Origin of the sequence: Arthrobacter sp. B6 (assembly GCF_001663775.1) — a bacterium.
GTDB lineage: Bacteria > Actinomycetota > Actinomycetes > Actinomycetales > Micrococcaceae > Arthrobacter.
Genome location: NZ_KV467168.1, coordinates 693,400 through 718,985, shown reverse-complemented (window position 1 = coordinate 718,985; position 25,586 = coordinate 693,400). Strand labels below are relative to the sequence as shown.

General features: G+C 65.6%; 18 protein-coding genes. 9 read left to right on the top strand and 9 right to left on the bottom strand.

The window, feature by feature from the left end; translation table 11 throughout:
• Positions 1-49 precede the first annotated feature (49 nt).
• Complete coding sequence (locus AU175_RS03025) at positions 50-1,900, top strand: serine/threonine-protein kinase (protein WP_066285726.1); 1,851 nt, start codon at positions 50-52, stop codon at positions 1,898-1,900.
• Positions 1,901-1,944: 44 nt separating this feature from the next.
• Here the strand turns inward: AU175_RS03025 and AU175_RS03020 are convergent, their stop codons facing one another.
• Entirely contained in the window at positions 1,945-2,832 is an 888-nt protein-coding gene (locus AU175_RS03020; protein ID WP_066285724.1) for a TIGR01777 family oxidoreductase, read from the bottom strand.
• A 73-nt stretch (positions 2,833-2,905) separates the two neighbouring features.
• Here AU175_RS03020 and AU175_RS03015 point away from each other — a divergent pair, with 73 nt between their 5' ends.
• Positions 2,906-6,403 carry a S41 family peptidase gene (locus AU175_RS03015; RefSeq protein WP_066290447.1) on the top strand — a complete coding sequence of 1,166 codons (3,498 nt, stop codon included), beginning with the start codon at positions 2,906-2,908 and terminating at the stop codon, positions 6,401-6,403.
• Between the two features lie 111 nt (positions 6,404-6,514).
• Here the strand turns inward: AU175_RS03015 and AU175_RS03010 are convergent, their stop codons facing one another.
• The 5 genes from AU175_RS03010 to AU175_RS02990 all read right to left on the bottom strand — a co-directional run bounded on the left by AU175_RS03010 (position 6,515) and on the right by AU175_RS02990 (position 12,802).
• A complete protein-coding gene (locus AU175_RS03010) occupies positions 6,515-6,943 on the bottom strand; it encodes an OsmC family protein (RefSeq protein ID WP_066285723.1) in 429 nt (142 codons plus the stop codon).
• 221 nt (positions 6,944-7,164) lie between these two features.
• Entirely contained in the window at positions 7,165-7,515 is a 351-nt protein-coding gene (locus AU175_RS03005; protein ID WP_066285722.1) for a hypothetical protein, read from the bottom strand.
• A 242-nt stretch (positions 7,516-7,757) separates the two neighbouring features.
• Positions 7,758-9,524 (bottom strand): 2-oxoglutarate dehydrogenase, E2 component, dihydrolipoamide succinyltransferase, encoded by a 1,767-nt coding sequence (gene sucB / locus AU175_RS03000; protein WP_066285721.1) that lies wholly within the window; start codon positions 9,522-9,524, stop codon positions 7,758-7,760.
• A 116-nt stretch (positions 9,525-9,640) separates the two neighbouring features.
• The gene (lpdA, locus tag AU175_RS02995) at positions 9,641-11,023 is read right to left on the bottom strand and encodes a dihydrolipoyl dehydrogenase (RefSeq protein ID WP_066285719.1); all 1,383 of its coding nucleotides are present in this window, start codon (positions 11,021-11,023) and stop codon (positions 9,641-9,643) included.
• Positions 11,024-11,275: 252 nt separating this feature from the next.
• Complete coding sequence (locus tag AU175_RS02990) at positions 11,276-12,802, bottom strand: leucyl aminopeptidase (RefSeq protein ID WP_066285717.1); 1,527 nt, start codon at positions 12,800-12,802, stop codon at positions 11,276-11,278.
• Positions 12,803-13,063: 261 nt separating this feature from the next.
• On the opposite strand from AU175_RS02990, the gene AU175_RS02980 reads away from it, so the two are divergent.
• From AU175_RS02980 to AU175_RS02965, 4 genes are all read left to right on the top strand, one after another.
• Complete coding sequence (locus AU175_RS02980; RefSeq protein WP_066285712.1) at positions 13,064-14,002, top strand: proteasome assembly chaperone family protein; 939 nt, start codon at positions 13,064-13,066, stop codon at positions 14,000-14,002.
• Positions 14,003-14,071: 69 nt separating this feature from the next.
• The gene (locus AU175_RS02975) at positions 14,072-15,421 is read left to right on the top strand and encodes an MFS transporter (protein WP_066285710.1); all 1,350 of its coding nucleotides are present in this window, start codon (positions 14,072-14,074) and stop codon (positions 15,419-15,421) included.
• Between the two features lie 81 nt (positions 15,422-15,502).
• A complete protein-coding gene (locus AU175_RS02970; protein ID WP_066285708.1) occupies positions 15,503-16,741 on the top strand; it encodes a DUF4192 domain-containing protein in 1,239 nt (412 codons plus the stop codon).
• Between the two features lie 249 nt (positions 16,742-16,990).
• Complete coding sequence (locus AU175_RS02965) at positions 16,991-18,304, top strand: RNA polymerase sigma factor (RefSeq protein WP_066285707.1); 1,314 nt, start codon at positions 16,991-16,993, stop codon at positions 18,302-18,304.
• 186 nt (positions 18,305-18,490) lie between these two features.
• Here the strand turns inward: AU175_RS02965 and AU175_RS02960 are convergent, their stop codons facing one another.
• Complete coding sequence (locus tag AU175_RS02960) at positions 18,491-18,712, bottom strand: DUF7455 domain-containing protein (RefSeq protein WP_066285706.1); 222 nt, start codon at positions 18,710-18,712, stop codon at positions 18,491-18,493.
• 255 nt (positions 18,713-18,967) lie between these two features.
• Between AU175_RS02960 and AU175_RS02955 the strand changes: the two genes are divergently transcribed.
• Complete coding sequence (locus AU175_RS02955; protein WP_066285704.1) at positions 18,968-21,076, top strand: DNA gyrase/topoisomerase IV subunit B; 2,109 nt, start codon at positions 18,968-18,970, stop codon at positions 21,074-21,076.
• A gap of 166 nt (positions 21,077-21,242) precedes the next feature.
• On the opposite strand, the gene AU175_RS02950 is transcribed toward AU175_RS02955, so the two are convergent.
• Positions 21,243-22,238, bottom strand: a complete 996-nt coding sequence (locus AU175_RS02950; protein WP_066285703.1) for a M56 family metallopeptidase — start codon at positions 22,236-22,238, stop codon at positions 21,243-21,245.
• Between the two features lie 6 nt (positions 22,239-22,244).
• A complete protein-coding gene (locus AU175_RS02945) occupies positions 22,245-22,631 on the bottom strand; it encodes a BlaI/MecI/CopY family transcriptional regulator (RefSeq protein WP_066285700.1) in 387 nt (128 codons plus the stop codon).
• A 260-nt stretch (positions 22,632-22,891) separates the two neighbouring features.
• Here AU175_RS02945 and AU175_RS02940 point away from each other — a divergent pair, with 260 nt between their 5' ends.
• Positions 22,892-24,496 (top strand): cytochrome ubiquinol oxidase subunit I, encoded by a 1,605-nt coding sequence (locus AU175_RS02940; RefSeq protein WP_066285698.1) that lies wholly within the window; start codon positions 22,892-22,894, stop codon positions 24,494-24,496.
• 18 nt (positions 24,497-24,514) lie between these two features.
• Positions 24,515-25,564, top strand: a complete 1,050-nt coding sequence (gene cydB, locus AU175_RS02935; protein WP_066285697.1) for a cytochrome d ubiquinol oxidase subunit II — start codon at positions 24,515-24,517, stop codon at positions 25,562-25,564.
• Positions 25,565-25,586 lie beyond the last annotated feature (22 nt).

Here is a 25,586-nt window from a genome sequence, read left to right as displayed (position 1 = left end):
CCTGTGGATAACTTCTGCAGCGACGGCCGGATTCGGCTAGACATAAGCCATGGCTGATTCTGCATTTCCGGAGGCACCCGGCTTTACCGTGCGACGCGAGCTGGGCCGGGGCGGCAGCTCCACCGTCTGGCTGGTCACTGAAGAACGCACTGGCACGGACTTCGCCCTGAAGTGCTTCCTGCCAGGGGGCGCGCCACCGGGCCCGGCGCCTGGCGCCACGGCTGAGAGTGACGTCCGACGGGAAGTCCGGATCCTGTCGACGCTGGACCACCAGCATCTCGTTAAGGCCCATGACGTACTCCGCCTTGCAGTGGGCTCCTGCGACGGACTCGGCCTGCTCGTGGATTTCGCGCCGGGCGGATCCCTGGCCCAGTTGGTGGCCAGCCGTGGAAAACTCAGTACCGGCGAGACGGTGACGGTACTGACGCCGATTGCGCAGGTGCTGGGTTATCTGCACGCCAAGGGCTTCACCCACTCGGACGTATCGCCCGGCAATGTCCTGTTCACCAGCCACGGCAAACCCTTGCTGGCCGACGTCGGCCTCGCACGGATGGTGGGGGACGTTGCCGCCGTGCCCGGCCACGGCACCCGGGGCTTTATGGATCCGGCGCCGGTGGATGCCGTGCGGGCAGGCCTGCAGCCCGAGCGGGACGTCTATTCCCTTGCCGCGTTGGGCTGGTACTGCCTCACCGGCGACGCCCCGGCCCGGACTGCCGACCGGCCGCCGCTGCCCCTGATCCTTCCCGACGTTCCGGAGGAGCTGGCCGAGGCCCTCGAAGCAGGCCTCAACGAAGACCGCCGCCGCAGGCCCACGGCCGTTGAATTGGCCGCTGCGATCTACCGCAGTGCCGCCCCGCTGCCTGTTGACCTGGCAGGATCCGTGCATCCCACCGTGCTTCCGGAACTACTGACACGCCGACCGGTTCCCAAGCGTTCGGGATCCGGGCTCCGTGAATCACTTCAGGCCTGGCGAAGGCGGCTGTCCACATCCAAATGGTCCGGGGTTGTCGGAGCCAGGCAGGTCATGCCCTTTCCGGGCGATGGGAGGGAGCCGGAACCACAGCTCCGGTTCCGCAGTACAGACCCGGACAACGCAGACCCGGACAACGCAGACCCAGGCAGTACAGACCAAGAAAAGGCGGGCCGGTCCGGGCGGCATGCCAGTCCGGCGGAGCCCGGACACGGTGGCGGTTCCCGTGCCTCCCGAAAGCACGCCAACGGGGCGCGGGAGTCCGCCCGGGAAACGCGTGCCCCTGCCGTCCGGTCGCGGACAGGGCGCTCGCGGGACGCACGTGGCCTGGCCGTACGCGCCAGGACGGCAGGCGGGGCGCGGATAATTTCCCTGGCGGCGTTGGCTGCAGTCCTGGCGGCCGCCTGGTGGTTGGGCGGCACGACGCCGGTTGTCACGGACCACCTGCCGGCGGACGGTGCGGACAGCCGCCAAAGCCAGGACGGCCGGGTCGCTGGAGGGCCCGAAGCCAGGATCCCTGGGGACATTGCTGCCCAGCTCAGCTCGGCGGATCCGGGTGAGGCTGTCCGGGGCCTGGCCTCGCTGAGGTCCCTGGCCTTAAGTTCGGGACGGCTGGAGCTGCTTGACCAGGTCAATGTGCAAGGTTCGCCGGCGTCGGCCGCGGACGAGCGGATCGGCGGACCGCTCCGCTCGTCGGGTCATGTCCTGGCTGGTTTCACGAGCATGCTCTCCGGTGTGCGCGTCCATCCGGACAGTGACGCGAACAGGGCGGTGGTGGCTGTCACTTCGGCTGCGTCAGCCTACGAGGAACAGGACCGCTCGGGTGCACTGGTGGCCAAGGGTGTCGCGGCCCCGCCGCAACAGCTCCTGCTGGTCCTCGTTCCGGTGGAGGGCAAGTGGCGCATCACCGAGATTCTGCCGTGGCCGTGACGGGGCGACAGGCCCGGAGCGGCTGCCCGGTGTGGCTCTGCAGGTCAGGAACCTATCCAGGCGGCGGCACGCGCCACTGAGGCGTGCTGCCAGTTGAACCCGCCATCCGCCAGGACGGAGGGCTCCATGCGCTGGCTGGGCAGCAGCAGCTCATCGGCAAGCTTCCCCATGACCAGCCGCAGCGCCGGGGACGGCACACGCAGGACGGCCGGACGGTGCAATGCAGCCGCCAGTGCGCCAATGAGGGAGTTGACGTCCGCGCTTTCCGGGGCACAGACATTGACCGGTCCCTGGTGCTGTGAACGGATCAGGAACAGAAACGCCGATGAGACATCGGGCAGGGTGACCCACGGCCAGTACTGCCTGCCGTGGCCCAGCGGTCCGCCGACCCCGAAGCGGAGCAGGGGAAGCAGCCTGCCCAGGGCACCTCCCGAACGGCTGAACACTACCCCTGTGCGGGGAGTCACCACCCGGACGCCTGGAGGCGCCGCATGTGCGGCCGCCTCCCACTCGACACACAGCCTTGAGAGGATGCCGGTACCGGCCGTTGAGCCTTCCCTGAGCAGGGTGCTCCCGGAGTCGCCGTAGTACCCCGATGCTGACTGGCTGATGAAAGTGTGCGGCGGAATATCGAGTTGCCGCATCGTTTGCGTCAGCGTTCCGGTGGCATCCAGACGGGACCGGAACAGTTCCGCAATCCGGCGGCGGGTCCACGGCCTGTCGCCGATCCCTGCCCCTGCGAGGTTGATCACGGCGTCGCTGCCGGCCAGTGCTGCCGGGTCGAGTCGGCGCGCTGCCGGATCCCAGGCGACTTCCGCTGCAGAAGCGGGCGCGCGCCGGACAAGGATGACCACCTCATGGCCGGCGTGCCGCAGGACCTCGGACAGGTGGGTTCCAATGAGCCCGGAGGCCCCGGCAATGACGATGCGCATGATCCATCTCACCATGCCCGGCGCCCGGGGGCACCTCCGCCAGAGGGCCCGAAAGGTTGACTATGATCGAACGATGACCTCTTCGAGCTACTTCCGATTCCCGCATGTGCACGGCGATCTGGTCACCTTTGTGGCCGAGGACGACGTCTGGATCGCGCCCCTTGGCGGAGGACGGGCATGGCGGGTCTCCTCCCTCCAGCTCCCCGCGCGCAACCCCCGGTTTACGCCCGACGGCAAGCGCCTGGTCTGGACCGTCGTCCAGGGGACAGCACCGGAGGTGGTGACCGCGGAGGTTGACGGCGGAGGCTATCGTCAGCTGACGTATTTCGGCCATGCCAGCACTCGAGTCAAGGGATTTACCGCCGGCGGCGCCGTGCTGGTCACCAGCGCGTTCCGCCAGGCGGAGAGCCGGCACACCTACGCCTATAGCGTTCCGGTTGACGGCGGCTGGGCTGAGGAACTGCCGTTCGGCCCGGTGGAATCTGTTGCCTTCGGCCCGGAAATCGGTGACGAACGCCCTGTGGTCCTCGCCAGCGTCCTGTCGCGGGAGCCTGCCTGGTGGAAGCGCTACCGCGGGGGCACAGCAGGAAAGCTCTGGATCGATTCCGACGGCAACGGCGAGTTCGAACGCCTCGTCCCGGAGCTGGACGGCAACCTGACGGACCCCATGTGGGTGGACGGGCGGATCGCGTTCCTCTCCGACCATGAAGGGTTCGGAAACCTGTACTCAGTACTGCCGGGAGGCGGCGACCTGCGCCGCCACACCGACCACGAGGACTTCTACGTCCGGCATGCAGCCTCCGACGGGCGGCGGATCGTCTTCGAGTCCGCGGGTGAACTCTGGGTCCTTCACGACCTGCGTTCCGATGCAGTGCGGTTGGACATCTCCCTCGGCTCGGCCTCCCAGTCCCGGCGCCCGGGCCTGCTGAAGGCAGAGAAGCACCTCGGCGCCGTCATTCCCGATGCCACTGGCTCCGCCAGCGCTGTGGAGGCCCACGGCACCATCCACTGGATCCGGCACAAGGACGGTCCCTCCCGCGTGATTGAGGCAACCCCCGGGGTCCGGGCACGGCTCCCCAGGCCCCTCGACGGCGGCCGGCTCGCCTACATCGCCGATCACGACGGCGCTGAGGCCCTGTACATCACGGAGATCGCCGGGCAGGTGCCAGGCGTTGCCGCGGCAGCCAACGTGGTGCCTGTGCCTGTGCCCGTGGCCGCATCAGCCGACGCTGCCGCCTCTGAATCCGCGGCGGCGCTGCCACGGCCAGTGCCGGCAGCAGGCATCGCCGTCGCCGCGACGCCGAACGAGGCGCCGGTGGGCGATGATTCCCGGGCCGACGTCGCCCCGGTCACGGACGACGCGGCCGCAACAGCCCACACGGGGACCGCGCCCAGGCGCATCGGGTTCTCCAGGCCATCGCGTGCCAGCTCCTTGGAAGCAAGCCCGGACGGCAAATGGCTTGCACTGGGTACGTCCTTCGGCGACGTATATCTCGCGGATACCGGCACCGGCGAACTTTCCCTCGTGGCCAGCATCGGTGAAGGGACTATCTCGGAATTGAGCTGGTCGGCGGATTCCCGCTGGCTGGCCTGGTCCGAACCTGTCACCTCGTTCGGTTCACGCAGCAGGCTCCGGCTCGTCCAGGCCGGAGGCAAGGACCCAGCGGTGGTTGATGTCACCGACGGACGGTTCTGCGACAAGTCACCCAGCTTCACCCCGGACGGAAAGTTCCTCGCCTTCCTCTCCAACCGCAGCTTCGACCCGGTGTACGACGGCCATTCGTTCGACCTGTCGTTCCCCAGCCCCATCAAGCCCTACCTGGTGGCCCTGGCAGCCGACACGCCATCCCCGTTCGGTCCCGCCGTTGACCTGGACGGCTCGGGTGGAAGCGGTGAATCCTCCGGGGAACCTGAGGCCGGCCCGCAGGACACCACCGCCGCACCGGAAGTACGGGTTGACGCAGAAGGCCTGGCGCACCGGGTCATCGGTGTGCCGGTTCCGCAGGGCAACTACTCCTCGCTCCAGGCGACGGACGGCGGCCTGCTCTGGCTCGACTCGGCACTCGCCGGTGTCACCGGCGACGGCAAGGCCAGCCACGAGGACAAGGACGCGCCGCCCAGCCTGGTACGTTTCGACCTTGCGCGGCGGAAGACGGTGACGCTGGTGGACGCCCTGGACAGCTACCGCCTCTCGGGAGACGCCAGGAAGGTAGTCCTGCTCCACGATAAGAAGGTCAGCGTGGTCCCGTCGGGTGCGAAGGCCGACGAGGATTCCGGGCAGCTGGTGAAGGTTGACCTGGGCCGTATCCGCGTGATGATGCACCCGCTCAGCGTCTGGGGCCAGGCGTTCGACGAAGCCTGGCGGCTGCAGCGCGATTTCTTCTGGGCCGAGGACATGGCAGGCCAGGACTGGGATTCCGTTTATCAGCGCTACCGTCCCATCGTGGAACGGTTGGGCTCCCATGACGATCTTGTGGACCTGTTGTGGGAACTCCACGGCGAGCTCGGCACGTCACACGCCTACGTCCGGCCGGCCGCGGTGACGGAGAACGGCAGTAACGGGCAGGGACGCCTGGGTGCCGATCTTGCCTTCACGGCCGCTGGCTGGGAGATCACCCGGATCCTGGCAGGCGAGTCCTCCGATCCGCTGGCGACGTCCCCGCTCACACGACCAGGCGCCGGCGCCAAGGCAGGGGACCTCCTGCTGGCCGTTGACGGTGTCCCGCTGTCTGCCACTGTTACGCCTGCCATGCAGCTGGTGGGCGCTGCGGGCCGCGCTGTGGAGCTCACACTCAGCAACGGTCCCGGCCACGGCCCGGCTGCCGGCCTCCAGCGGCGCATCGCGGTGGTCCCGGTGAAGGACGAGGAGCGCCTGCGCTACCAGGAATGGGTGGCCGCGAACAGGCGTACTGTGCGCGAGGCCTCTGGCGGTACGTTCGGTTACCTGCATATTCCGGACATGATGGCCAACGGCTGGGCACAGCTGCACCGGGACCTCGATACGGAGACCGCGTTGGACGGCCTGATCGTGGATGTCAGGCGCAACCGCGGCGGGCACACCTCCCAGCTGGTTGCTGAACTGATCGGCCGCAAGGTCACCGGCTGGAGCATGCCCCGCGGGGAAGCGCCCCGGACGTACCCGCATCACGCCCCGCGCGGGCCGGTAATTGTCCTCGCTGATGAATTTGCCGGGTCCGACGGCGACATCATTACCCAGGTCTCGAAGCTCCGCGGCATCGGCCCGGTGATCGGGACGCGCACCTGGGGCGGGGTCGTGGGGATTGACAACAGGTTCTCGCTCGCGGACGGCACAGGGGTGACCCAGCCCCGGTATGCCACCTGGTTCGGCGGCGGTGTGGGCTGGAGTGTCGAGAACTACGGTGTGGAACCGGACATCGAGGTGGCCTACCCGCCGCACGCCTATGCGGCCGGCCGGGATCCCCAGTTGGAATACGGGATCGGTGCACTGAAGGAAATGATCCAGGAGCTTCCCACGGACCGCCCGCCCCTCCGCGAAGGGTACCGCCGGCTCAAGCCCGCTCCCTTGCCCGCGCGGCGGCACGGGAACTGACGCCCCGCCCTGGCGCAATAGGCCGGGGATGCAAGAAGGCCCTGCCTCTCCCGGATCATCCGGGACAGGCAGGGCCTTCTCTTTGCTGGCGCTAGAGCGCAACTGCCTCGATCAGGACTCCAGCGTTGCATCCAGGGTGATGTCGATGCTGGCCAGCGCTCCCGATACGGGGCAGCCCGTCTTGGCCTCGCCTGCGATCTTCTGGAACTCCTCTTCGGAGATGCCGGGGATCGTGGCAGACACAGTCAGGTGGCTGCCGGTGATGCCGGTGCCGGGGACGAACGTCACGTCTGCCTTGGTGCGGACCTCCTCCGGGGCGTGCCCGGCCTGGGCGAGCATGTTGCTGAACGCCATCGAGAAGCAGCTTGCGTGGGCGGCCGCGATCAGCTCTTCCGGGCTGGTCTTGCCTTCGGCAGCTTCCGTGCGTGCCTTCCAGGTGACGTCGAAGGTGCCCAGTCCTGAGCTGTCCAGGGTGGTCTGACCCGATCCTGTAAATAGGTCGCCATTCCATACTGTGTGTGCGGTGCGTGTTGCTGCCATGTCCACTCCTCAAACGTAGATTCGATTCGGGGGCCGGCTTCCCGCCCGCGCCCCGCCGTTTCCCATCCTAGGGACTCCGGGGTACCCATGCACGGACTGTCCGCTCTCAGTGGATTGTGACCGCCGATGGTGTCCACCAGGACCGGCAAACGGGATTAACTAGCGACGGCGCCGGTCCCGGACGAGGGGAGCGGCGCCGTCGTGATTTATACGTTGAGGGGTCAGTTCCACAAAGTGGCGATGGCCACGTTGAGAAGGGCGAGCCCGCCCACACTGTGCGCCAGACCCTTGCTGATGTCCTCGCCCTTTTTGTGCTTGCGGCGTCCGATGAAAGCGAGCACGGCGACGGCCAGCGCGATCGCGAACTTGATGCCCAGCTTGAAGTAGTTCGCATCCATGTCCATGGCCGGAATCAGCCCCATCATCACGATGCCAGTGATGAGCTGAAGTGCCGCGCCGTCGAACTGCCGGGGGTGGACCGTGGGCTTCTTCATGTTGCCGATCCAAATGCCGACGATCATGGCGGCGCCAACGATGTGCAGGAAAACCATGATGTTGTAGACGATAATCATGGCTTCAGTCTAGCCAGACGTTTCTACACCATGTAGTAAGGCTGGCCGGGCCGTGCCGTGTGTCGCGCCTCCAAGGAGTTTTTGTCCACATACGGCGCCCAAATCGACCATTTACTCGCCGTATCTGGACAAAAACTCCTTGGTGGGTGGGTGGTCCTGCAGTTAAACCGCGACGGCGGCGCCCGCCTTCCGGTGGTTTGCCACCGGCGCGTGCACCGCCGTCGTACGGTCTGAACCCGGAGCTACAGGCCCAGGTCAGCCTCGAAGGCGCCTTCTTCAAGGCGGGCCTTCAGTGACTGCAGGAAGCGTCCCGCGTCGGCACCGTCCACCAGGCGGTGGTCGTACGTAAGGGACAGGTACATCATGGAGCGGATGGCGATTGAGTCGTCACCGTTCTCATCGGCCACCACCACGGGACGCTTGACGATCGCGCCAGTGCCCAGGATGCCCACCTGCGGCTGGTTGATGATCGGAGTGTCGAAGAGGGCGCCGACCGATCCGATGTTGGTGATGCTGAACGTACCGCCGGACAGCTCGTCCGGGCCGATCTTGCCGTCGCGGGTGCGGCCGGCGACGTCAGCGATCTTGCCTGCCAGGCCTGCCAGGTTCAGGTTGCCGGCGTCGTTGATGACCGGGACCAGGAGGCCCTTGTCGGTGTCGACGGCAATAGCCAGGTGCTCGGCGTTGTGGTACGTGATTTCCTGCTTGTCCTCGTCGTACGCAGCGTTGAGCTTCGGGTGCTGCTTGAGGGCCTCGGCAACTGCCTTGGCGATGAACGGCAGGAAGGTGAGCTTGACGCCGTTCTGGGCCTGGAAGGAGTTCTTGGCCTTCAGCCGCAGCTTGGCGACCTTGGTCATGTCCACTTCGTGCACCTGCGTGAGCTGGGTGGAGACCTCAAGGGACTCGCGCATGCGGCGGGCGATGACCTGGCGGATGCGGGGAGCCTTCTGCGTGGTTCCGCGCAGCGAGGAGGCAGCCGGCCCGGCGGGAGCGCCGGAGGCTGCAGGTGCGGCAGAAGCCGTGGCGGGGGCAGACTTGGCTTCTGCTGCGGCGATTACGTCCTGCTTGCGGATACGGCCGCCAACACCGGTACCGGACAGCGAGGAGATGTCCACGCCATGCTGGTTCGCCAGCTTGCGGACCAGGGGAGTGACATATCCTGACTCGGCCCCTGTTGCCTCGGGGGCCGACTCTTCCGCGCCCTCAGCCTTCGGAGCTTCCGCCTTGGGAGCTTCAGCCTTCGGCGCCTCCGCCTTGGGTGCTTCAGCCTTGGGTGCCTCAGCCTTGGGTGCCTCGGCCTTGGGTGCCTCGGCGGCGGCCGGAGCTTCTGCTTTCGCCTCAGCGGCCGGTGCGGGTGCGGCGGCGGGCGCTGCCGCAGGTGCAGCGGCACCGGAACCGATGACGGCCAGCACGGAGCCGACCTCGGCGGTTTCGTCCTCGTTGACGCGGATTTCCTGCAGGGTTCCCGCGACGGGCGAGGGGATCTCGGTGTCCACCTTGTCGGTGGATACTTCGAGGAGGGGCTCGTCCACCTCGACGGAGTCGCCTACTGCCTTAAGCCAGCGGGTGACAGTGCCTTCGGTGACGCTTTCGCCGAGGGCCGGGAGGGTGACATCGTGGCCTTCGCCGCCGGATGCCGCGGGAGCTTCTGCTGCGGGTGCTTCCTGGGCCGGTGCTTCCTGGGCGGGCGCCTCTTCTGCGGGCGCCTCCTCGGCAGGGGCGGCTGGAGCTTCTTCGGCCGGCGCTGCTGCCTCGGGTGCCTCGGATCCGGAACCGTCACCGATGCGGACCAGGGGAGCGCCGACTTCGGCGGTCTCGTCTTCGGCAACGAGGATTTCTTCGATCACGCCGGCTATCGGAGAGGGGATTTCAGTGTCTACTTTGTCGGTGGAAACCTCGAGCAGCGGCTCGTCCACCTCTACCCGGTCACCTACCTGCTTGAGCCAGCGGGTGACGGTTCCTTCGGTGACGCTCTCACCGAGGGCGGGCAAGTTAACGGATTCAGACATGTCGTCCCCGTTCTCCTTATTGATCTTTTTGTGCGGATGATTGCTGGCTTGTTCGAGCTTAGTGCACCCGGCGGATCATGCCCGGTGCACTAAGCCCTGTTGTCTTGCGGGGCTGCTTAGCCGTGGAGGGCTTTGCCCGCCAGTGCGAGGTGGGCCTCGCCCAGCGCCTCATTCTGGGTGGGGTGGGCGTGCAGCAGCTGGGCCACATCCTCCGGGTAGGCTTCCCAGTTCACGATCAGCTGGGCTTCACCGACCTGCTCACCCATGCGGGAGCCGATCATGTGGACGCCCACCACGGGGCCGTCCTTCTGGCGTACCAGTTTGACGAGGCCGCCGGTGCCCAGGATGGAGCTCTTGCCGTTGCCGGCGAGGTTGTACTCCTGGATCTGGATCTGGTCGTCGCCGAACTTTTCCTTGGCGGCCTTCTCCGTGTAGCCCACGGTCGCGATCTCAGGTTCGCAGTAGGTGACCTTGGGGATGTTGACGTCCTCGACGATGACAGGCTTGAGGCCGGCGATCTCCTCGGCGACAAAGATGCCCTGCTGGTATCCGCGGTGTGCCAGCTGCACGCCGGGAACGATGTCGCCCACGGCGTAGACGTTGCCGACGCCGGTGTGGAGGCGCTCGTTGGTGATGACAAAGCCGCGGTCGATGGTGACGCCCGCTTCTTCGTATCCGAGGTTGGCGGTGACGGGGCCACGGCCTACGGCGACCAGGAGGTACTCGGCTTCGAACGTCTGGCCGTCCACCAGGGTGACCTTGACGCCGGAGTCGTTCTGTTCGACGCCCTGGAAGAAAATGCCGGTGGAGAACTTGATGCCGCGCTTCTTGAAGGCGCGCTCGAGGTTCTTGACGATTGCGGTGTCCTCGTTCGGCACCAGGGAGGGCAGGCCCTCAACAATGGTGACGTCGACGCCGAAGGACTTCCATACGGAAGCGAATTCGACGCCGATTACGCCGCCGCCGAGCACGATGGCGCTCTTGGGAATGGTGTCCATCTTCAGGGCTTCGTCCGAGGTGATGACGCGCCCGCCGATTTCCAGTCCCGGAAGTGAACGGGAGTAGGAGCCCGTGGCGAGGACAATGTTCTTGCCCTTGTAGGCGGTGCCGTTCACAACCACGGTGTCGGTGCCCTGGAGCTTGCCTTCACCTTCGATGACGGTGATGCCCTTGGACTTGATCAGGCCCTGGAGGCCCTTGAACTTGCCGGCGACGATGCCGTCCTTGTAGGCGTTGACGGCGTTGATGTCGATGCCGTCAAGGGTGACATTCACGCCGTACTTGGCGGAGTCGCGGGCGTGGTCGGCCAGTTCGGCCGAGTGCAGCAGTGCCTTGGTGGGGATACAGCCGTTGTGGAGGCAGGTGCCGCCCAGCTTTCCCTTCTCCACGAGGCCGACGGTGAAGCCAAGCTGTACGGCCCGCAGGGCGGTGGCGTATCCGCCGCTGCCGCCACCGAGTACCAGGATGTCGAATTCTTGCGCAGTTGCCTGATCGGCCACTTAGACGCTCCCTCGCGTGAACGATGACGCGAGCGTACGCATCATCTGGTCTTGGAACTTGTACTGCCGTGATTATGCCAGCAGGCAGGTTCTCTTTCATTTGTGACTACCGTGGTTCACCTTAGCGAACCACTTATCCATGCTCCACCTTGCCACCGCGTTTGTGGAGGGCTTGTGGTGAGTGTCACGCGGCTTTGTGTCCAAGCATTCACTGTGTTGTCACAAAGCCGCGTAACAGGTCACGGAAGGTGATCAGGCAGCCGCGGCCAGGAGGTCCTCCACATAGGCCACCAGGGTGCGGACCGTGCAGCCCGTGCCCTGTTTGTGGGTGTAGCCATAGGGGCTTCCGTTGTTGAAGGATGGGCCGGCGATGTCTACATGCGCCCAGGGGATCTGCTCCCCGTCCTTGCCCTTACCCACAAACTCGCGCAGGAAAACGGCGGCCGTCATCATGCCGCCGTGCCTTTCGCCGATGTTGGCCAGGTCGGCGACCTGGGAGTCCAGGCTGGGACGCAGCTCCTCAGGCAGGGGCATGGGCCAGACCAGCTCACCCGCACGGTCCGCGGCGGCCTTCAACGGGCCGGTGACGCTGTCCGATCCCATGACGCCGGCCGTACGGTTGCCAAGGGCGATGAGCTGCGCACCGGTGAGAGTCGCGACGTCGATGATCGCATCCGGGTATTCACGGCTCGCGGCGACGATGCCGTCCGCCATGACCAGGCGGCCCTCGGCGTCGGTGTTCAGCACCTCCACGGTCTTGCCGCCGAACATCGTCAGTACGTCCGCGGGCCGTGATGCGGCACCAGAGGGCATGTTTTCCGCGATGCAGAGCCACGCGGTCGCCTTCACCGGCAGGCCCAGGGCGGCGATCGCCAGCACACTGTTAAGAACGACGGCGGCGCCCGCCATGTCGCTCTTCATGTCCCCCATGCCCAAAGCCGGCTTGATGGAGATGCCGCCGGTGTCGAACGTGATCCCCTTCCCGACAAGGGCGATCTTTGTCGTTGCCTTGGCGGGGGCGTATTCGACCTTGACCAGGCGGGGCTGCCGGGTGGAACCCTTGCCTACGCCCATGATGCCGCCGAAGCCTTCTTTTTCCAGGCGTTTTTCGTCCCAGACGGTCACCTTGACGGGCAGTCCCTTGGACAGCTCCTTGGCGGCCTCGGCGAACGACTCGGGGAAGAGGTGGCTTGGCGGCTGATTAACCAGTGACCGCGTGGCATTAACGGCTTTGCCGATCAGGCCCGCACGCGTCAGGGCCATGCGCAGTTCCTGGCCGCCTGGAACGTCCGTGTAGATCACAGCATTGCTGACCGGGTCCTTAATCCCATCCTTGGAGGAGCGGTACTCAGTGAAGGCATAAGCCCCCAGGGCCGCACCCTCCGCAACGGCCGCGACGTCGGCGACCCCCGCCGTCGGGAGGGCCAGGACCACAGTGGTGAAGCCCGCAAGCTGCCGCACCGCGGAGCCGGCGGCGCGGCGCAGCGCTTCTTCGGAGAGGATGCGGTCTGCCCCTACCTTGCCCACTCCGGCGAGGACCAGCACACCGGCACCGGTTTCAGGCAGGCCCGGGAGCCTGACCAGCTGGTCAGCCGCCCCTGTGATGCCAAGGACCTTGAGGGAGTCGGCCAATGCTTCGGCGGACTTGGCCGTCAGCGGATTTTCGAGGAGGACAGGCCCGTCCGGTCCCTGTCCCACCCCGATGACGACGGCGTCACTGGAGGCCCCTTTAAGGTCCCGCGCGAGGGTACTAAGCTTGATTTCAGTATTCTTGACCACGGGGATCAGTCCTCAATTCTCGAAAGTTCGTTCGGGCAGGAATGCATGTTTGGCGTCCTGCCATGGAAACAGAAGCTGCGGCGGGGCCTGGGACTCCGCATGGCGTCGGCAAGCCCGTCCGGCAGGCCAGTTCCGATCGTAGCCCGTCTGCGCCGCCGCAGCGGAACCATTTGAGAGCTGCGACACAGCAACAACTGGAATGCCCCGGTGGACCGTGGCGTTGTACAAGGTATCCACCTGAAACCACGAAAGGAACATGCCGTGCTTGAACGGATTTCCGGCTCCCTGCTGGACCCCGATGCGCTCTTTGCGAGCAACATCGAGCTGTTCCACAGCCCGGCGCTCCGGGGCCTGAACCTGGTGATGGGGTTTACCGGGTTTGCCGATGCCGGCCATGTGGTTAAGCAGATCAACGCGGAACTGCTGGATACCCTCGACACCGAGACGGTTGCGGTTTTCGATGCCGACCAACTCATTGATTACCGTTCCCGCAGGCCGCACGTATCGTTCGTGGAAGACCACCTGCAGGATTACCAGGAGCCGCGGCTTGCGCTGTACAAGCTGACCGACGGCCTGGGTAATCCCTTCCTCCTGCTGGCGGGCTTTGAACCGGACCTTCAGTGGGAACGTTTCGCCCGCGCAGTAGTGGGCATTGCGGAAAAGCTGGACGTCAACCTTGTGACGTGGATCCACTCCATTCCCATGCCGGTTCCGCACACGCGACCCGTCGGCGTTACCGTCCACGGGAACCGGCCGGACCTGATCGAAGGCATCTCCGTGTGGAAGCCCACCGTGGAGGTGCCCGCTGCTGTCGGCCACATCCTGGAACTCCGGCTCGTCGAGGCCGGGCGCAACGTTGCCGGCTACGTCATCCACGTTCCGCACTACCTTGCGGAGGCTGAATATCCCACGGCCGCGGTGGCCGGACTGGAATACCTGGGCGCGGCGACGTCCCTGATGCTGCCCACTGACCGGCTTCGTGAAGCCGGCCGGGAAGTCAGCCGGCAGATCGCCGAGCAGATCGATGCGTCCGAGGACGTCCAGCAGGTGGTTTCCCGGCTCGAATCGCGTTACGACGAGAAAGCCGAGGGAACCGTCCGCAGATCGCTGCTGGCGGATGAGAACGACAAACTGCCCAACGGCGAGGAGCTGGGTGCCGCCGTCGAGGCCTATCTCGCCCGCGAAAACCCCGGCCAGTAGGGGGCCCGGTGCTGTCCGCCTGGCGGCCCCAGCACCCGGGTGGCGTGGCGGCACGGGCATAATGGGGGAGTGACTGCACCCCGCGCCTGGCTGATCTGGACCATCGGTATCTTCGCGTACCTGGTGGCGGTCTCGCAGCGGACCTCGTTCGGCGTGGTGGGCCTGGAGGCTACGGAGAGATTCCACGCGAGTGCCTCCGCGATCTCCTTCTTCACGGTGCTCCAGCTCCTCGTCTATGCCGGGCTCCAGATTCCGGTGGGCGTTCTGGTGGACCGGTTCGGGTCTCGGGCCATGATTGCCGGTGGCGCTGTCCTGATGGGCCTCGGGCAGCTCCAGCTTGCGTTCGCCGACAGCATCCCCGGCGGCGTGCTGGGTCGGGTGCTGGTGGGCGCAGGCGATGCCATGACCTTCATCTCCGTCATCCGCCTTATCCCGCTGTGGTTTGCCCCGGCGCGGGTGCCCCTCGTAACACAGCTGACCGGTATGTCCGGCCAGTTGGGACAGCTGTTCAGCGTTGTCCCGTTTGCCCTGGTCCTGCATTCCGCCGGCTGGACCCCAGCGTTCCTGATGCTGTCCGGAATGTCCGGTCTCGCCGTCGTCCTGGTCCTGCTGTTCCTGCTGGATGTCCCGCCGGGCACCCCGCGGCCCCAGTCACAGCAGGGCCTGAAGGCAACCGGAGCCTCGCTCGGGCGGGCCTGGCGCCAACCCGGCACCAGGCTGGGGATGTGGAGCCACTTCACCATCCAGTTCAGCGGCACGGTATTCGCCATGACCTGGGGCTATCCGTTCCTCATCTCCGGCCAGGGCCTGGACGCCGGCACTGTCGCAGCCCTGATGGCGCTCTACGTCGCCGCGGCAATGGCCGTCGGCCCCTTCATCGGCCGCTTTGTGTCCCGCCACCCGCTCCGACGCTCCACAATGGTCCTGCTCATCGCCGGTGCGACGGCGGCCGCCTGGGCAGCCGTGCTGCTGATGCCCGGCCGTTCGCCGCTGTGGCTATTGGCCGGCCTGGTTGTGGTCCTGGCCATCGGCGGGCCCGGTTCGATGATCGGCTTCGATTTTGCCCGGACCTTCAATCCGGCGCATCGGATCGGCACCGCCACGGGCATCGTCAACGTCGGCGGGTTCATCGCCGCCCTCGTGGCGATTTTCCTGATCGGGCTGGTCCTGGACATCCTCTACGCCAGCGGATTCTCCAACGGCGTGCTCTACGGTCTTGAACCCTTCCGGATCGCCATGTGCGTCCAGTTCCTGCTTATCGGGATCGGCGCCGCGGCGACGCTGGCCTGCCGGCGGAAGGTGCGCCGGCAAATGGCTGCACAGGGAGTTGTTGTTCCACCGCTCCTGCGGTCCCTCGCCCGGCAGCGGCGCGATAACCTGGCCCGGAAGAAGCAGCGGATTCCCTCGGACGATGACTGACTCTGTTCCTCCACAGGCACGTTTTGCACATGGCGGAACCAGGCGCTGACAGGGCTCAGCGTCGTGCCCAAAGCTGGAGACATGACTCCTCCAGAACACCTCACCGTCCAAGGTCCCGAGGACATCCTTGGGTTCATTCCGCATTCGCTTGGGTATTGGCCAGCCGACAGCCTGGTGGCCATGACGCTGCAGGGTAAACGCCTCGGGGCCACACTCCGCCTTGACCTGCCCGGCCCCGAGGTTCTTGCGGACCCCAAAAGGTTTGCCTGCACCGTGCGGGACTACTTGCGCGCCGACCAGCACGCAGACGCCTCGTTGCTGGTGTTCTTCACCAACGCGGGCTGGATGGACGCATCCATGGGCGCCGTGCAGACCTACACGGGGCTGCTGGAATCGCTGCAGGCAGTGCTTGGAACTGGCTGCATGCCCGTCCGGGATGCCTGGTACGTGGGGGATTCGTACTGGCGTGACGCCTACTGCACGGACCTGTCCTGCTGCCCGCTGCCGGGCCGGCCCACCAGCGACATCCGCGACAGCCGGCTCAACGCGGAGATGGTCTTCCGCGGCAGCAGCGTGGGACCGGCGCCTGAGGACCAGGCGCCCGCGCCTGCCGCAATGTCAGCAGAGTCCAAAGCCCGGCTGCGGGCAGGGGAGGCGGCGTGGATGGTCCCGCTGGATCCCCGCCGGGGCAGCAGGGCACAGTTCGACGCGCTCCTTGATTTTTGGGAGCTGCTGTTGCTTTCCGGGGAGTGTCCGGCAGACGCCATTGGCCATGGCTTCATCCGGGCAACACTGCGGGTGCCGGCCTGGCGCGATGCGGTCCTGGTGATGGCCGCCGCGGGCAGGGCGGCCGCAACCGCCGGTGCGGAACACTTCGGAATCTTCGACGCCGGGTGCCGGCTGGCGCCGGTGCGTCCGCCGTCCGCCGGCCTTCAGGACGCTGCGTCCAGCACCGGACCTGTCAGGTCCGGTGCTGTCCCCGGCAAGGAGTCCAAGATGCCTGGATACGGCGAGGTCCTGCTGGGCCTGGAGCCGCCGCTGCCCGACTGGGCCTGCCTGGACAACCTGGACCGTGTCCTGGAGCAGTTGGCTGTCGCGGGCGGACCCGCAGGGGCTGCAGCGCTGGCGGGAAGAGGCTGGATCTCGTGGTGCCGCGGACGTGGCTCATATGCTGCAGCGCATCTGGGGCAGGCACTGGAGGAGGAACCAGGGTACCGGCTGGCGGAGCTCCTGCTCGAACTTGTGCGGAGGGGGACTCTTTGCGGGTGGGCTGCCCGGAAGGAGGCCGCCTGGCAGAAGTTTGGGACCGACGCCGCCTGACACCGAGCAGGCGACGGCCTGCGGCCATGTTTGGGAAAACCATGAGACAATGGATGCCGAGACCCGGTTGGGTCCGTGAATCTGGTGCACGTAATGGCAGCCTTTACGGGAACATTACAGCCACTCTGGCAGTTCTACTTAAAGACTCTGCCGGCCGTGGTTGCACCTGATGTTCATCACGGACTTGACAGGGTCATAGTGGTGTTGCCCGTATGGTGATTCCACAGACCGCCGCTAGAAAGGTTTTCTGTGACCCCGTCTTCCGCGAAGAAGGAACCCGCCGCCCAGGACGACTTGTCCCTTGAGGAGAAGCAGGCTGCAACGAATGCCAAGCGTGCAGCCACGCGGGCAGCAAACAAAGCTGTCAAGGATGCCACCGCCGGTGATGGGGATGGCAAGCCCGAACCCAAAAAGCGCGGGCCCAAGCCCGGCGCAAAGGCCGCTGCCGAAGCGGCTGGAAAGTCAGCGAACGGGGACGACGAGGACGACGTCGAGGAAGACCTTGACGACATCGTCCTGGACGGCCCGGACGCCATCGATGACGGTGATATCAACGCCGCCAAGGAAGCAACAGCTGCCACCGGTAAGGGTTTCGTCTACTCCGACGCCGACGACGATGACGCTCCCGTCCAGCAGGTCATGTCCGCCGGTGCCACCGCCGACCCCGTCAAGGACTACCTGAAGCAGATCGGCAAGGTTGCGCTGCTCAACGCCGAGCAGGAAGTGGACCTTGCGCTCCGGATCGAAGCCGGACTTTTCGCCGAAGAAAAGATCAACGCCGATGACGGCACCATGGACCCGAAGTTCCGGCGCGAGCTGGAATTCGTCATCCACGACGGCAAACGGGCCAAGAACCACCTGCTGGAGGCCAACCTCCGCCTCGTGGTCTCCCTGGCCAAGCGGTACACCGGCCGCGGAATGCTGTTCCTGGACCTGATCCAGGAAGGCAACCTGGGCCTGATCCGTGCGGTCGAGAAATTCGACTACACCAAGGGATTCAAGTTCTCGACCTACGCTACGTGGTGGATCCGCCAGGCCATCACCCGAGCCATGGCTGACCAGGCCCGCACCATCCGCATTCCCGTGCACATGGTCGAAGTCATCAATAAACTGGCCCGCGTCCAGCGCCAGATGCTCCAGGACCTGGGGCGCGAACCCACGCCGGAGGAGCTGGCGCTGGAACTCGATATGACCCCGGAAAAGGTTGTAGAGGTCCAGAAGTACGGCCGCGAGCCCATCTCGCTGCACACCCCGCTTGGCGAGGACGGCGATTCAGAGTTCGGCGACCTCATTGAGGACTCCGAGGCCGTGGTTCCCGCGGATGCCGTCAGCTTCACGCTGCTCCAGGAGCAGCTGCACTCGGTGCTGGACACCCTCTCGGAGCGCGAAGCCGGCGTAGTGGCCATGCGGTTCGGTCTGACCGACGGACAGCCGAAGACTTTAGACGAAATCGGCAAGGTCTACGGTGTCACGCGTGAGCGGATCCGCCAGATCGAATCAAAGACGATGTCCAAGCTGCGACACCCCTCACGGTCCCAGGTTCTCCGGGACTACCTGGACTAGAACGGGCAGCAAACGCAGGCGGGCCGCGTGGCGCCCATGATCTTTCCGATCGTGGACGCTACGCGGCCCGCTTCTTTGTGTCCGCATCTGCTTGGACACAGCAGGGTTATAGAGGCGCTCAGAAAGGGCAGGGTTAAAAGGATCAGGACCCCTCCGCCGGAGGGGTCCTGAAAGATTCTCTGCTGACTAGTCGATTGCTACGGGCGCTTTCTCGTGCAGGCGACCCGTCTCATCGTGCCAGTCGGAACTCAACGGCTTGAGTGTTGACTCGACGGCACGGGCATGGTGGCCGCAGAAAAGCAGCTCACCGCCGGAGGACTCGAGTACAACCCGGACATATGCCTGGGCTCCGCAACGATCGCACCGGTCCAGTGCGTTGAGTGTGCGGTCTGCCACTGCTGTTGTCATTTCGGCCTCCTAAGTAGATCTGTATGTCTATGTAACCAGTATTCGTAGCAATTCCATCGCAAGGATGGGGCAAGTTCGCTGTCCGCGTATCCGCAAGACTTGATCAAGACCCGTATCCCGCATAACGGGACGGTAACGAGTGGTCCCGCCCACAGCTTTGGGCAGGCGTGGGAAACAGGTCTTCGACGCAGGTGCGACTAGGCTGGGTAAGGCGCCTTAGCGCCTGCTGTTCCGTCACTGAAGGAGTTCACACCCGTGGCACCGAGTTCTGATTACACCGCCCGGCACCTCTCCGTCCTGGAGGGCCTTGAGGCCGTACGCAAGCGGCCCGGCATGTACATCGGCTCCACAGACTCCCGTGGCCTGATGCACTGCCTCTGGGAGATCATCGACAACTCCGTCGACGAGGCACTGGCCGGTTTCGGCCACGACATAAAGATCATCCTGCACGCCGACAACTCCGTGGAGATCCACGACGACGGCCGCGGCATCCCGGTTGACGTCGAGCCCAAGACCGGGCTGTCCGGCGTTGAGGTTGTCTTCACCAAACTGCACGCCGGCGGAAAGTTCGGCGGCGGCTCCTACACGGCCTCCGGCGGCCTGCACGGCGTGGGCGCTTCAGTGGTCAACGCGCTGTCCTCCAGGCTGGACGTGGAAGTGGACCGTGGCCAGAAGACCTACAAGATGTCCTTCCGGCGCGGCGAGCCTGGAAGGTTCAAGGACCAGGGGACCAGGTCCGATCCGGCCGCGACGTTTGAACCCTTCATTGAAGACTCGGTCCTGGACATTGTGGGCAAAGCCAAACGCGGGGTTACGGGGACGCGCATCCGCTACTGGGCGGACCGCCAGATTTTCACCCCGGACGCCAAATTCTCCTACGAGGAGTTGGCCGCGCGTGCCAGGCAGACCTCGTTCCTGGTGCCGGGCCTCAAACTGACCGTCCGCGACGAGCGGCGCCTTGCCGGCACTCCGGGCGAAGCCGGACCGCACGAGGAGGTGTTCCACCATGACGGTGGCATCTCCGAGTTCGTCGACTTCCTCGCCGCTGATCCGGCCGTCACCGACATCTGGCGGCTGCACGGGGCCGGCAAGTTCAAGGAAACCGTGCCGGTGCTGGACGAGCGCGGCCACAGCCAGCTGGCCGAGGTTGAACGCGACTGCGAAGTGGACGTGGCGCTGCGCTGGGGCATTGGCTACGACAGCACGGTCCGCAGCTTCGTCAACATCATCTCCACCCCCAAGGGCGGGACACACCAGTCCGGCTTTGAACAGGCGCTGGTCAAGACGTTCCGCAAGGCGGTTGAAAGCAACGCCCGAAAGCTCAAAGCAGGAAACGACAAAATTGAGAAGGACGACATCTTCGCCGGCCTCACCGCCGTTTTGACGGTCCGCCTGGCCGAGCCCCAGTTCGAGGGCCAGACCAAGGAAATCCTCGGCACCTCAGCCGTGCGGGCCATTGTGGCAAAGGTGGTGGAGCAGGAGATCAACGCCAAGCTCAATTCCGCCAACCGTAATGACAAGGCCCAGTCGGCGCTGCTGCTCGAGAAGATCGTCAGCGAGATGAAGTCCCGCATTTCGGCCCGCGTCCACAAGGAAACGCAGCGCCGCAAGAATGCGCTGGAGACATCCTCGATGCCCACCAAGCTTGCTGACTGCCGCACGGACGACGTCGCCCGCTCCGAACTGTTTATCGTCGAAGGCGACTCTGCGTTGGGAACAGCCAAGCTGGCACGGTCCTCAGACTTCCAGGCACTGCTTCCCATCCGCGGGAAGATCCTCAACGTCCAGAAGGCCTCCGTGGGGGACATGTTGTCCAACGCCGAGTGCGCCGCCCTGATCCAGGTGGTGGGTGCCGGGTCGGGCCGCAGCTTCGACATCAGCGCCGCCCGCTACGGCAAGGTCATCCTGATGACGGACGCGGACGTTGACGGCGCCCACATCCGCACGCTCCTGCTGACCCTGTTCTTCCGTTACATGCGGCCGATGATTGATGAGGGGCGCGTCTTCGCCGCTGTTCCCCCGCTGCACCGCGTTGAAGTGATCAACGCCGGCCAGAAGGCCAACGAGATGATTTACACCTACTCGGAAGCCGAGCTGCACACTCTCCTGAACCGGCTCGCCAAAGAGGGCAAACGCTATAAGGAACCCATCCAGCGCTACAAGGGCCTGGGCGAAATGGATGCGGAGCAACTGGCGGAAACCACCATGGATCCGCGGCACCGGACCTTGCGGAAGGTGGGGATTGAAAACGCCAAGCAGGCCGAGGACACTTTCGACCTGCTGATGGGCTCTGACGTCGCACCGCGGAAGGACTTCATTATCGCTGGCGCAGCAAGCCTGGACCGGGAGCGGATCGACGCCTGACGGCGGGGGCCCGCTGAAGCAGTCACAGCGCCAAGGGAAGGTCCGCGCCAGGATCGCCTCTTCCTCCTGAGTTTTTGTCCAGATAAGGCGCCTTCGGAGCCCTCTAAGTCCCGTTATCTGGACAAAAACTCCACGGGGTGGGCAGATCCGGCCGCTGCCGCTGGACTCAGCCCAGCAGGCCGGGCACGATCAGCAATGCCGTCGGGAGGGCCAGGAGCAGGACGCAGCCTGCCACGACACTTCCACGCAGTGCAGCCGGGAGTTGCGGCCGCGGCGAGAGCAGCCTGCTGACCCTGGATGCGGTGGTCCGCGCCGAATCGGCCCCGGTGACGCCTGCGGCGGTTTCGAGGCCATCGAGGGCCAAGCCGGTCTGGCCGGCCGGCTGGAAGTCAGCCCCCGGTCCTGCCGCGGCTGACCCACTGGCCACAATGGCTATGGCCTTAATCAGGGTTGCTTTGCTCTCTGTTTTCAGCGCGACGTCATCGGCCAGCATCTCGATCAGCGCGTTCACGGACTCCTGCGCGAGCCGCGTGGTGGGCAGCCAGGGGAGTGCCTGGCGCCACGCAGCGAATGCCCAGAGCAGGAGATGGTGGCGCTGGCTGAGATGGGCGTTTTCATGGATCAGGACGGCCCGCAGCTCGGCTGGTTCGAGGGCCGCCATCAGGCCGTCGGACAGGACAGTGACCGAGCGTGCGCCGCCCGGCAGGCAGTACGCCACCGGCGAGTCATGGCTGATAACGACTGTTCCCGCCCCCTGCGTGGACGGTGAGGCCAGCAGCGCCAGCAGTTCGCGGTGCCGGCGACGCTGCCGCTCGATTCGGTAGTACGTGAGCAGCAGGGTGAATACCAGGTGCGCGGTCAGCAGGGCCGCGGCGGAAAGCGCAAATAGGTGCCAGAAGCCGAGCGCAGTGGTGGGTGCATTAAAGAGCACCATGCCGGCCAGTGCCCGCAGTCCGGCGATCAGGTTCTCGCCAATCGGTTCCAGCCCGTACACCAGCATCGCGCCGATCATGGAGAGCCCGCCCGCCAGGGCGATGGCCTGCCACAGGAGCATCGCGGTAAAAGGTGACCGGGCCGGCCATTGGGCGCGTGAGAGGAAGATAGGCACCGGCCACGCCAGGACTATCGCTAGGACCGCCAGCAGGTACGAGGTCCAGAACATGGCCCGCTAAATGTGGCCGAGCAGTTTGCGCAGTGTTTCGGCTTCACTTTCGGTCACGGACCCGATGAACCTCGCCAGTACAGCTTCCCGGTCAGGGGCGGACCCCAGTACCTCATGCATGAGCTCGGCGGTGTGGTCTTCCCGGCTGGAGACAGCCTGGTAGCGGTGCGGCCTGGTGCCGCGCTCCCGCTCAACGAGGCCTTTCTTCTCCAGCCGTGAGAGCACAGTAAGCACGGTGGTGACGGCCAGTTCCTTGCCCTCATGTCCCGCAGCGCCGCCCGTGGCCTCAGTGCTTTGCGCCAGCAGATCGCGCAGGGTGTTTGCCGTGGCTGCTTCATGGCCCGCCCAGAGCAGATCCATCACTGCCCGTTCCAGTTCGCCAAGACTAGCCATTTCCCATACATCCTTTGATTCCCCGCACCGTCGGGCCTGCAGGCCCGGGTGACAACAGCTGAACACTACAGATACAAATTTACCCCGTTTTGGCGTCACTTTCTACGTCAAGTAGAACAGTGGGCGCGGCGCAGCCCTTCAGGCCGGCCGTATTGAGGGATCTGTCGGTTTACAGTGCCGGGCGGATTTGTTCTACACTCGGTAGAAGTCAAGTTCTACTGAACGTAGAAGAGTTGAACCCGACAACAGTAGGGACTGCCTTGGACGCCTTGGAAATCGCACGCTGGCAATTCGGCATCACCACCGTCTACCACTTCATGATGGTGCCGCTGACCATCGGGCTGGGCCTTGTGGTGGCCATTATGCAGACGATGTGGCACCGCACGGGCAAGCAGGAGTACCTGCGGATGACCAAGTTCTGGGGCAAGCTTTTCCTGATCAACTTCATCATGGGTGTGGCCACCGGCATCGTCCAGGAGTTCCAGTTCGGCATGGCCTGGAGCGAATACAGCCGATTCGTGGGCGACGTGTTCGGCGCTCCGCTGGCACTGGAGGCACTGCTTGCCTTCTTTGTGGAATCCACGTTCCTGGGGCTCTGGATCTTCGGCTGGAAGCAGCTCAAGCCCGGCATCCATCTGGCCTGCCTTTGGATCGCCGTGGTGGGCTCCCTGTTCTCCGCGTACTTCATCATCGTGGCCAACAGCTGGATGCAGCACCCCGTGGGCGTCGAGATGATCAACGGCAGGCCGGTCATGACCGACGCCTGGGCGGTGTTCACCAACAACACCGCCCTTGTTGCCGTCCCGCACACCCTGATGGGGGCGCTGGCAGTGGCCGGGGGCTTCCTGCTGGGCATCGCCTGGTACCACCTCTGGCGCCGCCGCCGTGACGGCATCGACACTGTGGACGCCAACGGCAACGTTGTACCGGGCGAGGCAGGCATTCCCGGCCGTGACCGGGCCGACCACACAGTCTGGATCCGCTCCCTTCGGATCGGCGCCGTCGTCGCCATGATTTCCTTCGCCGGCACCGCCCTCACCGGCGACCTGCAGGGCAAGCTGATGTTTGAGCAGCAGCCCATGAAGATGGCGGCAGCGGAAGCCGCCTGCCACGACGGCACCGGGTTCTCGGTGCTGAGCATCGGCAACCTCGGGTCCCAGAACTGCGATGACATCGTGGCGCTGATCGAAGTCCCGGGCATCCTCTCCTTCCTCGCCAAGGGTGACTTCACCACCGAGGTACAGGGGGTCAACAGCCTGCTGGGCCAGTACAAAGCCGACTACGGCACCCACCTGCCGGACAACCCGATCTATGGCGAACGCGCCGGCCAGGAGATCCAGTACGTTCCCGTCATGGAAGTCACCTACTGGGGGTTCCGGATGATGATCGGGTTCGGCGGACTCGCGGCGCTGGCAGCCCTGGTTGCGTTGTGGGTGACCCGCAAAGGCACCGTTCCCGCGTCCCCATGGCTGATGCGGCTGGCCGTCTTTGGCATCCTGGCACCGTTTGGCGCCAACGCGGCCGGGTGGATCTTCACGGAGATGGGCCGGCAGCCGTTTGTGGTGGCCCCCAATCCGGACCTGAACGGCATCGACCAGGTGTTTATGTTCACTGCCGCCGCCGTCTCGCCGGGGGTGTCGGCCGGGGAACTGCTGACTTCGCTGGTGGTATTGACAACCGTCTACGCGCTGCTGCTGGTTGTCGAAGTCAAGCTGCTGGTCAAGTACATCCGCGGCGGCATCGTCTCGGCCATGCCTGAACTGGCCCACGCCCCGGTGGACGAGAACGAGGACGCCACCCCGGGCGGCAATGGCGGCCCGGGGACCGGCAAGCCCGCCGACGACGTCCTGGCATTCGCCTACTAAGAGCAGAGGAAGCTTCGAATGGAACTGCTGCCCACCATCTGGTTCATCGCCATCGCGGTGCTGTGGACGGGATACCTCTTCCTGGAGGGTTTCGACCTCGGCGTGGGGATGCTCATGAAGCTCTTCGCCCGGAACAACACCGAACGCCGGGTGCTGCTGAACACGATCGGTCCGGTGTGGGACGGCAACGAGGTCTGGCTGCTGACAGCCGCCGGGGCAACCTTTGCCGCCTTCCCGCTCTGGTACGCCTCCCTGTTCTCCGCCCTGTACCTCCCGCTGCTGGTGGTCCTTGTCGCGCTCATCTTCCGTGCGGTGGCCTTCGAGTACCGCGGCAAGGTGGACACCGACAGCTGGCGCGCCCGCTGGGACTGGGCCATCGCGCTGGGTTCGTTCCTGGCCGCCTTCGGCGTGGGCGCCACGCTGGCGCTCACCACCACCGGGCTGCCGCTCAACGCCAACGGAGACCGTGAAGGCGGGCCGCTCGCGTGGTTCAGCTGGTACGCCGTCCTTGGTGGGCTGGCAGTGGTCTGCTTCTCGCTCCTGCACGCCCTGGCCTTCCTGGCCCTGAAGACCGACGGCGATGTGCGGCACCGTGCGCGCAGTTGGTTCATCCGCCTGCTTCCGGTCCTGCTCTTGCCGCTGGCGGGTTGGGCCGTCAGCGTCCAGGTCCTGGCCGGCAAGCCCTGGACCCTCGCGGCGGTGGCCGTTGCCGTGGCGGCCGCAGCAGCTGCCTGGTTCATGGCCTGCAACGGATCCGAGGGACGGGCGTTTGCGGCCCTGGGAGCCTTCCTGGTTTTGGGCAGTGCCTCGATCTTCGGCGCGGTTTTCCCCGTTGTCCTGCCCTCCACCCTCAGTCCGGAATTCAACCTCACCATTTCCAACGCCTCGTCCTCGGACTACACGCTGGGGCTCATGAGCATCGTGGCGGCGGTAGGGCTGCCCCTGGTCATCGCGTACCAGGCGTGGACCTACTGGGTCTTCCGCCGCCGGGTCAGCGCAGCCGACATCCCGGAGGCGCACAGCTTCCTCCCGGCAGTTGCCGCCAAAGCCTTCACCACCAAGGGCTGAGCCGTGCGCCCAGGCCTTCCCC